Genomic DNA, 1,448 nt, shown 5'->3' on the forward strand with positions numbered 1-1,448 from the left:
GTGCGTGAGGAGCGGGTGGCGTGTTTTCGATGGGGCGGGCGGACTGCCCGGTGGCGTTACCGCGTTCCGGCGGCGTCGACGTCTTCTTGGCGCTGTCCGGGTTCTTCTTCGGCGGCAAGGTCCTGCGCGCCGCGCTCGACCCGGCGGCCTCGCTGTCGCCGGTCGCCGAGGTGATCCGGCTGGTGCGCCGCCTGCTTCCCGCCCTGGTCGTGGTGCTGGCCGGCTGCGGACTGCTCACCCTCCTGGTGCAACCGGAGACGCGCTGGGAGACGTTCGCCGACCAGAGCCTGGCCAGCCTGGGCTACTACCAGAACTGGGAGCTGGCCCACACCGCGGCCGACTACCTGCGCGCCGGCGAGGCCGTCTCCCCGTTGCAGCACATTTGGTCGATGTCGGTGCAGGGCCAGTTCTACGTCGGCTTCCTGCTGCTGGTCGCGGGGTGCGCGGCGCTGTTCCGCCGAGCGCTGCGGGCACACCTGCGGACCCTGTTCGTGGTGCTGCTGAGCGCGCTGACGGTGGCGTCGTTCTGGTACGCGGTCGTCGCCCACGGCGACAACCAGGCGCTCGCCTACTACAACAGTTTCGCCCGGGCCTGGGAGTTGCTGCTGGGCGCGCTGGTCGGCGCGGTGGTGCCCTACATCCGTTGGCCGATGTGGCTGCGCACCGCGCTGGCCACCGTCGCGCTGGCCGCGATCGTGTCGTGCGGCGCCCTGATCGACGGCGTCAAGGAATTCCCCGGCCCGTGGGCACTGGTCCCCGTCGGGGCCACGATGCTGATGATCCTGGCCGGGGCCAACCTCGGCCATGGCGGCGCCGCTGAGCGGATGCCGATGCCCAATCGGCTGCTGGCCACGCGGCCGCTGGTGGCGCTGGGCACGATTGCCTACTCGCTGTACCTGTGGCACTGGCCGCTGCTCATCTTCTGGCTGTCCTACAGCGGGCACCGGCACGCCAACTTCGTCGAAGGCGCGGCGGTGCTGCTGGTGTCGGGACTGCTGGCCCACCTGACCACCCGGCTGGTCGAGGACCCGCTGCGGTACCGGGCCCCGTCCCCCGCGCCGGGGCCGACGACGATGCCCTGGTGGTTGCGCCTGCGCCGGCCGACGATGGCGCTGGGATCGATGGTGGTGCTGCTCGGCGTCACGCTCACCGCGACCTCGTTCACGTGGCGCCAGCACGTCACGGTGTTGCGCTCGGCCGGCAAGGAACTCAGCGTCCTCAACCCCCAGGACTACCCCGGCGCGCGCGCCCTCACCGAACGCGTGCGGGTGCCCACGCTGCCGATGCGGCCCAGCGTCCTGGAGGTCAAGCACGACCTGCCGGACTCGACCCGGGACGGCTGCATCAGTGACTTCGTCAACCCCGCGGTGGTCAACTGCACCTACGGCGACCTGCGCGCCACCCGAACCATCGCCCTGGCCGGCGGCTCGCACGCCGAACACTGGCTG

General features: G+C 71.5%; 1 pseudogene. It reads left to right on the top strand.

Annotated features, from left to right (window positions below):
- Positions 1-65: 65 nt before the first annotated feature.
- Positions 66-1,448: pseudogene (locus tag A9W96_RS08425) on the top strand (acyltransferase family protein); the annotation flags it as partial.

It is taken from the genome of Mycobacterium sp. 1245852.3 (assembly GCF_001669335.1).
In the GTDB taxonomy this organism is placed as follows: Bacteria; Actinomycetota; Actinomycetes; order Mycobacteriales; family Mycobacteriaceae; genus Mycobacterium; species Mycobacterium europaeum_A.